We start from the raw sequence: 8,640 nt of genomic DNA on the forward strand, positions 1-8,640 counted from the left end.
TAGATGCAGGTGTTCTGGTTCGAGCGGGTGTATTTGGTCAGGTTGTAGATGTCGACACCGGCTTCGCCCGGCTCAACTTCGTCATCGGCAACACGAACCACGATACGGCTGGCGTCAACGGAGTCGATCACGCCGCCACGACGGGCAACGACACAGACACCGGAGTCACGCGCAACGTTGCGCTCCATGCCGGTACCTACCAGCGGCTTGTCGGCACGCAGGGTCGGTACAGCCTGACGCTGCATGTTCGAACCCATCAACGCACGGTTGGCGTCGTCGTGCTCGAGGAACGGAATCAGCGACGCTGCAACCGAAACAACCTGCTTCGGCGAGACGTCCATCAGGGTGACGTCTTCCGGCGCCTTGACGGTGAATTCGTTCAGGTGACGAACAGCTACCAGCTCGTCGATCAGCACTTTCTTGTCGTTCATGGTCGCCGAAGCCTGCGCGATCACGTGATCGGCTTCTTCAATGGCGGACAGGAAAACGATGTCGTCAGTGACCACACCCTCTTTCACCACGCGGTACGGGCTTTCCAGGAAGCCGTACTGGTTGGTGCGAGCGTACGCTGCCAGGGAGTTGATCAGACCGATGTTCGGACCTTCCGGCGTTTCGATCGGGCAAACACGACCGTAGTGCGTCGGGTGTACGTCACGAACTTCGAAGCCTGCGCGCTCACGGGTCAGACCGCCCGGGCCCAGTGCGGAGACACGACGCTTGTGCGTGATCTCGGACAGCGGGTTGTTCTGGTCCATGAACTGCGACAGCTGGCTGGAGCCGAAGAATTCCTTGACCGCTGCAGCAACCGGCTTGGCGTTGATCAGGTCCTGAGGCATCAGGCCTTCGCTTTCTGCCATCGACAGACGCTCTTTGACCGCACGCTCGACACGTACCAGGCCAACGCGGAACTGGTTCTCGGCCATCTCGCCTACGCAGCGGACGCGACGGTTACCCAGGTGGTCGATGTCGTCGACGATGCCTTTGCCGTTACGGATATCGACCAGGGTCTTGAGGACCGCAACGATATCTTCCTTGCACAGCACGCCCGAACCTTCGATTTCGGTGCGACCGATACGACGGTTGAACTTCATCCGGCCAACAGCCGACAGATCGTAACGCTCCGGGCTGAAGAACAGGTTGTTGAACAGGGTCTCGGCAGCATCCTTGGTTGGCGGCTCGCCAGGACGCATCATGCGATAGATTTCGACCAGGGCTTCCAGCTGGTTGCCGGTCGAATCGATCTTCAGGGTGTCGGAGATGAACGGACCGCAGTCGATGTCGTTGGTGTACAACGTTTCGATACGGACAACCTGGGCCTTGGCAATCTTGGCCAGGATTTCGGTGTTCAGCTCGGTGTTGCACTCGGCGATGATTTCGCCGGTGGCCGGGTGCACGATCGCCTTGGCGGTCGTACGGCCAATCACGTAGTCCAGCGGAACGTCCAGCGCCTTGATGCCGGCTTTCTCGAGCTGGTTGATGTGGCGCGCGGTAATACGGCGGCCTTGCTCGACGATCACCTTGCCCTTGTCATCCTGGATGTCCAGAACGGCAATTTCACCACGCAGGCGCTGAGGCACGAGTTCCAGGCTCAGGGTTTCGCCATGAACGTGGAAGACGTTGGTGGTGTAGAACGCATCCAGCACTTCTTCGGTGGTGTAGCCGAGTGCGCGCAGCAGAACCGACGCAGGCAGCTTGCGACGACGGTCGATACGGACGAATACACAGTCCTTTGGATCGAACTCGAAGTCCAGCCACGAACCGCGGTAAGGAATGATGCGAGCGGAGTACAGCAGTTTGCCGGAGCTGTGCGTCTTGCCGCGGTCGTGGTCGAAGAACACGCCCGGGGAACGGTGCAGTTGGGAAACGATAACGCGCTCGGTACCGTTGATAACGAAGGTACCGTTTTCAGTCATCAGGGGGATTTCACCCATGTAGACTTCTTGCTCTTTGATGTCCTTGATCGCTTTGTTCGACGATTCTTTGTCGAAAATGATCAGGCGTACTTTTACCCGCAAAGGTACGGCGTACGTCACGCCGCGCAGCACGCATTCCTTGACATCAAAGGCCGGTTCGCCCAGACGATAGCCAACGTACTCCAGAGCAGCGTTGCCGGAGTAGCTGATGATCGGGAAAACGGATTTGAAGGCCGCATGCAGACCGACGTCACGGAACTGGTCCTTGGTCGCGCCCGCCTGCAAGAATTCGCGATACGAATCCAGCTGGATAGCCAAGAGGTACGGTACGTCCATGACGTCCGGCAACTTGCTAAAGTCCTTGCGGATACGTTTTTTCTCAGTGTATGAGTAAGCCATCAGCGTTCCCCAGCTTGGTCACCTGCTTGTTTGGCCTCCCCCGACGGGAGCGGCCAGAAAATCTTGCAAACCCCATGGTTTGCGCCACCATTCGCGGTGGTTGAAGCACGTTACGGCGTCGACCTGATCGACTGCCAATAACGGAAAAAGGCCGGTGGCAAAAGCCACCAGCCATCAGCCGTTCGCTCAACGCTTGGGCTGGAGACGCAAGGTCGAAATTACTTGACTTCGACTTTAGCGCCAGCTTCTTCCAGCTTCTTCTTGGCGTCAGCAGCGGCTTCTTTAGTAACGCCTTCTGCAACGACCTGAGGAGCGGTGTCAACTTTCTCTTTGGCTTCTTTCAGGCCCAGGCCTGTCAGTTCACGAACAGCCTTGATCACGTTGACTTTCTTCTCGCCGGCTTCAACCAGAACAACGTTGAACTCGGTTTGTTCTTCAACAACAGCGGCAGCAGCAGCTGGGCCAGCAGCGGCAACAGCAGCGGTCACGCCGAAGGTTTCTTCCATTGCTTTGATCAGCTCAACAACTTCCAGAACGGTTTTCTGGCCGATTGCTTCGATGATTTGCTCGTTAGTCAGAGACATGACTATATATCCTGTATTGGGGGTGACGGCCTACGTGACCATCAAATTAAACATATGATTTCGAAAGTGCTTGCGGTGCCTTAGGCAGCGGAAGCTTCTTTCTGGTCGCGAATAGCTGCCAGGGTACGAGCCAGCTTGCTGGTAGCGCCTTGGATCACGCTCATCAGCTTTGCAATGGCTTCGTCGCGGGTCGGCAGGGTAGCCAACACGTCGATCTGGTTAGCGGCAAGGAACTTGCCATCAAACGCAGCTGCCTTGATCTCGAACTTGTCCTGACCCTTGGCGAACTCTTTGAACAGACGGGCAGCAGCGCCCGGATGTTGGTTGGAGAAAGCGATCAGGGTCGGGCCGGTGAAGGCGTCGTTGAGGACACTGAATTCAGTGTCAGCAACAGCGCGCTTGAGCAGGGTGTTACGTACGACACGTACGTATACGCCAGCTTCACGAGCCTCTTTACGGAGTCCGGTCATCGCGCCTACTGTCACGCCACGGGCATCAGCCACGACAGCAGACAGAGCGACTTTGGCAGCCTCGTTGACTTCAGCGACGATGGCCTTCTTGTCTTCGAGTTTAATTGCCACGGGTTTAACTCCTGCATGTTACCGTTTCATCTGGCCGGAGCCGGATGTCGTTTTGGTGTCTGATTCGGTAAGGAACCGGGAGCACCATCTGCGTAGGCTTGTGGTTTAAGACTTGCGCCGCCTACGGTCTTGGATAGCCCCCGCAACGCAGGGACCCCAATTTTTGCGACGGTGCGGTTACCCGCACCGTGGCCAGTCTTACGCGTTCAGCGAACCCTGGTCGATGACCAGGCCTGGGCCCATAGTGGTGCTCAGGGTAACGCGCTTGACGTAGATACCTTTCGAAGAAGCTGGCTTGATACGCTTCAGATCAGCGATCAGGGCTTCAACGTTCTCACGCAGCTTGTCGGCGTCGAAACCGATTTTGCCTACGGAAGTGTGGATGATGCCGTTTTTGTCGGTGCGATAACGAACCTGACCAGCTTTTGCGTTCTTGACCGCAGTGGCTACGTCTGGAGTTACGGTACCGACTTTCGGGTTAGGCATCAGGCCGCGAGGACCCAGAACTTGACCCAGTTGACCTACAACACGCATTGCGTCCGGGGAAGCAATGACGACGTCATAGTTCAGGTCGCCGCCTTTCATTTCGGCAGCCAGGTCGTCCATACCAACGCGGTCAGCGCCGGCAGCCAGAGCAGCTTCAGCAGCTGGACCCTGGGTGAAGACAGCAACGCGAACGGTCTTGCCAGTGCCGTGCGGCAGCACAGTAGCGCTACGAACGACCTGGTCGGATTTACGCGGGTCAACACCGAGGTTTACAGCAACGTCGAAGGACTCGCTGAACTTGACGGTCGACAGTTCGGCCAGCAGAGCTGCCGCATCGTTGAAGCTATAGGACTTGCCAGCTTCAATCTTGGAAGCGATTGCCTTTTGGCGTTTGGTCAGCTTAGCCATTACACACCCTCCACGTTAAGGCCCATGCTACGAGCAGAACCGGCGATGGTACGCACGGCTGCTTCCATGTCAGCAGCAGTCAGATCCGCGTTTTTGGTCTTCGCGATTTCTTCCAGCTGAGCACGGGTAACGGTGCCAACTTTGACGGTGTTCGGGCGAGCCGAGCCGCTGGTCAGGCCAGCTGCTTTTTTCAGCAGAACCGAAGCAGGGGTACTTTTGGTTTCAAAAGTGAAGCTGCGGTCGCTGTATACAGTGATGATCACTGGAGTCGGCAGACCTGGCTCAAGACCCTGAGTACGGGCGTTGAAGGCCTTGCAGAATTCCATGATGTTCACGCCGTGCTGACCCAGAGCAGGACCGACGGGCGGGCTTGGGTTAGCCTGAGCGGCTTTCACTTGAAGCTTGATGTAAGCGGTAATCTTCTTGGCCATGAGGCACTCCAATTACGGGTTCGAACGCCTCGAAAGGCTCCCCGGTTACTTGCGCGTTTATCCCAGTGACGACAAAACCCCACAGCCCAGGGCTGCGGGGTAAGGGATTTCTCGCTCAGCTAGACCTTTTCGACCTGGCTGAACTCGAGCTCTACCGGAGTAGAGCGACCGAAAATGAGCACTGCGACCTGAATCCGGCTCTTTTCGTAGTTAACTTCTTCGACCGTACCGTTGAAGTCCGCGAAAGGACCATCGGTAACGCGAACCACTTCGCCTGGCTCGAACAGCGTCTTGGGCTTGGGCTTGTCACTGCCGTCGGCAACGCGACGCAGGATAGCCTCAGCTTCCTTATCGGTGATCGGTGCCGGCTTGTCTGCCGTACCGCCGATGAAGCCCATGACACGTGGAGTGTCCTTGACCAAGTGCCAAGTACCCTCATTCATGTCCATCTGGACAAGCACATAACCAGGGAAGAATTTACGTTCGCTTTTGCGTTTCTGGCCGTTACGCATCTCTACCACTTCTTCGGTAGGGACCAGAATTTCGCCAAAACCATCTTCCATGCCTGCCAGCTTTACACGCTCGATCAGAGAGCGCATAACATGCTTCTCGTAACCCGAGTAGGCATGCACTACGTACCAACGCTTAGCCACGGGACACCCTTAGCCAACAATCAAGGAAACAAGCCAGCCGAGCAGGGAATCAAGACCCCACAACAGCAGCGCCATAACCAGAACCACAGCCACCACGATCAGGGTAGTCTGGGTAGTTTCTTGACGAGTAGGCCAAACAACTTTACGAATCTCAGCGCGAGCTTCCTTGGCCAACACGAAGAAAGCCTTGCCCTTGCCAGTCTGCAGGCCTACATAGGCTGCGACAGCGGCGATCACGAGCAAAGCGAGCACGCGATACAGGATTGGCTGTGCCGAGTAGTATTGATTTCCGACAACACCCACGACGACCAGGAGGACTACAACGAGCCACTTCACGAGATCAAAACGGGAGTCTGGGGCTTCAGCCTTTGGATTCATCTACTAAAATCCTGTGAAAAGAAAGCCAGATACGTTATGCGAATCTGGCAGGTCAGGAGGGAATCGAACCCCCAACCTACGGTTTTGGAGACCGTCGCTCTGCCAATTGAGCTACTGACCTAAAAGCGAAATCAGGCCGACCATTATGCTGGCCCGACAGAAAGATTTCAACAGCCATTCGGAAAGTCGATTCTCGACGCTTCCAAACCACCGCTACCGACCACTTGAACCCAGGCCTGAAGCCACGACACTAGGCCCAACCAACCGCTTAAAACAAAGGCAGATACTTTCATATCTGCCTTTATAAATGGAGCTCTTGAGCGGATTTGAACCGCTGACCTCACCCTTACCAAGGGTGTGCTCTACCAACTGAGCTACAAGAGCGAAACACTTTGCACAACCAGCAAACTTGGAGCGGGTAGCGGGAATCGAACCCGCATCATCAGCTTGGAAGGCTGAGGTTCTACCACTAAACTATACCCGCCGAGCATGCTGCTTACGCTCGAAATTTGGTGGAGGGGGAAGGATTCGAACCTTCGAAGTCGTAGACGTCAGATTTACAGTCTGATCCCTTTGGCCGCTCGGGAACCCCTCCTAAGCGAGGCGACATATTAACTCATGCCACCCTTCTGTCAACCTTTTTCTCAATAAAATCTTGAGGTTACAAACGTTGACGCTTGCTGCGCTGTGAGAGCTATTTGCTCTGCACTGCGAAGCGGGCGCCATTCTATGCAAACTATCCTGCGGTTGCAACACCCTCGCACGACATTATTTTACTTTTTAATTGCGGGAAGTCCTGGGTGAGGCTGAGCAACATCGCATCATCAATAAGACGGCGGCTTTCGGGCTCGACTTTCAACCAATAAACGGCCCCCGCCTCATCTACGCGCTTGCCGAACTGGGTCTGAATATCCAGGCTCGTCAGACGCTGCTCGATGGTCCTGGCCTGATTCGGCTGCATATCACCGCCCAGATACAGGCACTGCAGATTGCCATTCGAACTCACGCCCGATTCGCTCAGCAGGCGAATATCCTGGCGATTGCCCTTGAACTGCGCCAATGGCGCGACCTCCTTGGGCCGCAATGGCGCTTGCTGCTGATGCCAGAGGTAGTAGAAGCCGTTCAACATGACCAGTAACAGAAATACCCAACGCATAACATCCTCATCCGCACTACCCAATCACACGCCACCGGCAAAGACATGTCCGCAAGGCGCCAGGCTTTACACGCTCGCTGATTCATCCCGCAATCTCAGGCTCAGCTCCCCACCGCTGAACACCTGCACCTGATCGCCGATCCTGAGCTTCAACGCTCCGACCGTATCGACCCCCACCACCACGCCTTCAATGGCCGTGGAACCCGCCAGCAGCGTGACCGCCCTGCCCTGCCATGCGTGATTGGCTTCCCACTCTTCATGGAAGGCGCCAAAGCCCTTTTCACGATGTTCGCTCAAGTAGCGATGGAGGTGCCTGCTGAGGGAGGCCACGACCTGGTTACGGTCCAGTGGCTGGCCAACCTGCTGCATCATTGAAGTCCAGGCCTGATCCACCTCGGCGGCCGAGCGCATGTTGACGTTGATGCCTATGCCGATCACCACATGACAGACGTCTGCCGGATCTCCCGTAAGCTCCAGCAGGATGCCGGCCAGCTTGCGGTTACCCACCAGGATGTCATTAGGCCACTTGAGGCCCGCATCAGCGATTCCCAGCTCGCGAAGCATACTGACCACCGCCAGGCCCACCAGAAGGCTCAAGCCCTCCAGCTGACGCATGCCACCCTCGACGCGCATCACCAGGCTGTAATATAGGTTCTCGGCAAAAGGGCTCACCCATTTGCGGCCACGCCGGCCTCTGCCCGCCGTCTGCTGCTCGGACAGCACCAGGATTGGCAACTGAACCTCGCCATCGATCAGACGCATCGCCTGGGCGTTGGTAGAGTCGATACTGTCGTAGACCTGGGTCGACCAGCCTAACTCGTTCAACGATCGATTGAGGACCTGCTCATCGAGTAGAAACAGTGGGCTAGCCAAGCGGTAGCCGCGACCCCGAACCTTGTGGACTTCAATCCCTGTTTCCGCCTGGAGTTGCTGCAGTCTTTTCCAGACAGCGCTACGGCTCACTCCCAGCGCTGATCCAAGGTCTTCGCCAGAGTGAAACTCACCATCCCCAAGAAGCTTCAACAACGTCCGCATTCGTTTCACGCCTGTCTGTGAGGGTCGCATCATAGCCATGCGCGCTGCCGGTGCATAGGATCCGGGCGGCAGGGGCTTATCGCGGGCAAGCGCGCTCCTACGGGTTTGTGGCGTTCAGTCACACGTGTGTTGCGTGACACACCGCTCCCGCCGGCAAGCCGTGCTGCTACGGGGATGCGGTGCGATCCCTGTAGGAGCGCGCTTGCCCGCGATGGCGGTGGGTCAGGCGGTGCAGTGGTGTCGGTAATGACGCCTTCGCGGGCGAGCCCGCTCCCACAGGGGTCAGGGGTCGCATTCAGACGATGGCGGACCCGAGATCGCCTCGCCGGCAAGCCGGACTGCTACGGGATGGGCGGCACAATCTGTAGGAGCGCGCTTGCCCGCGATGGCGGTGGGTCAGGCGGCGCAGTGGTGTTTGTCCTGGCGCAGTCGCGGGCAAGCGCGCTCCTACAGGGCGGCATCAGGGTGGAAAACTTTTCCAGGCGCAAAAACAAAACCCCAACCGCGTCAGCGATTGGGGTTTTGGAATTTAATCTTGACGATGACCTACTCTCACATGGGGAAACCCCACACTACCATCGGCGATGCATCGTTTCACTTCTGAGTTCGGGATGGG

At 56.9% G+C, this 8,640-nt stretch carries 9 protein-coding genes and 4 tRNA genes; all 13 read right to left on the minus strand.

Annotated features, from left to right (window positions below):
- The coding region (gene rpoB / locus ACIPOO_RS27440) for a DNA-directed RNA polymerase subunit beta (protein WP_400611199.1) at positions 1-2,312 on the minus strand (2,312 nt) is incomplete at its 3' end.
- A gap of 218 nt (positions 2,313-2,530) precedes the next feature.
- Complete coding sequence (gene rplL / locus ACIPOO_RS27445) at positions 2,531-2,896, minus strand: 50S ribosomal protein L7/L12 (RefSeq protein ID WP_274134932.1); 366 nt, start codon at positions 2,894-2,896, stop codon at positions 2,531-2,533.
- Between the two features lie 80 nt (positions 2,897-2,976).
- Entirely contained in the window at positions 2,977-3,477 is a 501-nt protein-coding gene (gene rplJ, locus ACIPOO_RS27450) for a 50S ribosomal protein L10 (protein WP_274134933.1), read from the minus strand.
- A 198-nt stretch (positions 3,478-3,675) separates the two neighbouring features.
- Positions 3,676-4,371, minus strand: a complete 696-nt coding sequence (gene rplA / locus ACIPOO_RS27455) for a 50S ribosomal protein L1 (protein ID WP_274134934.1) — start codon at positions 4,369-4,371, stop codon at positions 3,676-3,678.
- Positions 4,371-4,802 carry a 50S ribosomal protein L11 gene (gene rplK / locus ACIPOO_RS27460; protein ID WP_007933726.1) on the minus strand — a complete coding sequence of 144 codons (432 nt, stop codon included), beginning with the start codon at positions 4,800-4,802 and terminating at the stop codon, positions 4,371-4,373. The genes rplA and rplK overlap by 1 nt, the downstream gene beginning before the upstream one ends.
- Positions 4,803-4,921: 119 nt before the next feature.
- Positions 4,922-5,455, minus strand: a complete 534-nt coding sequence (gene nusG / locus ACIPOO_RS27465; RefSeq protein ID WP_010443972.1) for a transcription termination/antitermination protein NusG — start codon at positions 5,453-5,455, stop codon at positions 4,922-4,924.
- 9 nt (positions 5,456-5,464) lie between these two features.
- Positions 5,465-5,833, minus strand: a complete 369-nt coding sequence (secE, locus tag ACIPOO_RS27470) for a preprotein translocase subunit SecE (RefSeq protein ID WP_081569200.1) — start codon at positions 5,831-5,833, stop codon at positions 5,465-5,467.
- Positions 5,834-5,878: 45 nt separating this feature from the next.
- A tRNA-Trp gene (locus tag ACIPOO_RS27475) sits at positions 5,879-5,954 on the minus strand.
- Between the two features lie 187 nt (positions 5,955-6,141).
- A tRNA-Thr gene (locus tag ACIPOO_RS27480) sits at positions 6,142-6,217 on the minus strand.
- A 26-nt stretch (positions 6,218-6,243) separates the two neighbouring features.
- A tRNA-Gly gene (locus ACIPOO_RS27485) sits at positions 6,244-6,317 on the minus strand.
- Positions 6,318-6,343: 26 nt separating this feature from the next.
- Positions 6,344-6,428 (minus strand) — tRNA-Tyr (locus ACIPOO_RS27490).
- A gap of 141 nt (positions 6,429-6,569) precedes the next feature.
- Positions 6,570-6,989, minus strand: a complete 420-nt coding sequence (locus tag ACIPOO_RS27495; RefSeq protein WP_400611204.1) for a hypothetical protein — start codon at positions 6,987-6,989, stop codon at positions 6,570-6,572.
- 66 nt (positions 6,990-7,055) lie between these two features.
- Positions 7,056-8,024: a bifunctional biotin--[acetyl-CoA-carboxylase] ligase/biotin operon repressor BirA gene (gene birA, locus ACIPOO_RS27500; RefSeq protein WP_400611206.1), complete on the minus strand. Its 969-nt coding sequence runs from the start codon at positions 8,022-8,024 to the stop codon at positions 7,056-7,058.
- Positions 8,025-8,640: the final 616 nt, after the last annotated feature.

It is taken from the genome of Pseudomonas sp. NPDC090201, from assembly GCF_044746825.1.
Classification (GTDB): domain Bacteria; phylum Pseudomonadota; class Gammaproteobacteria; order Pseudomonadales; family Pseudomonadaceae; genus Aquipseudomonas; species Aquipseudomonas putida_AD.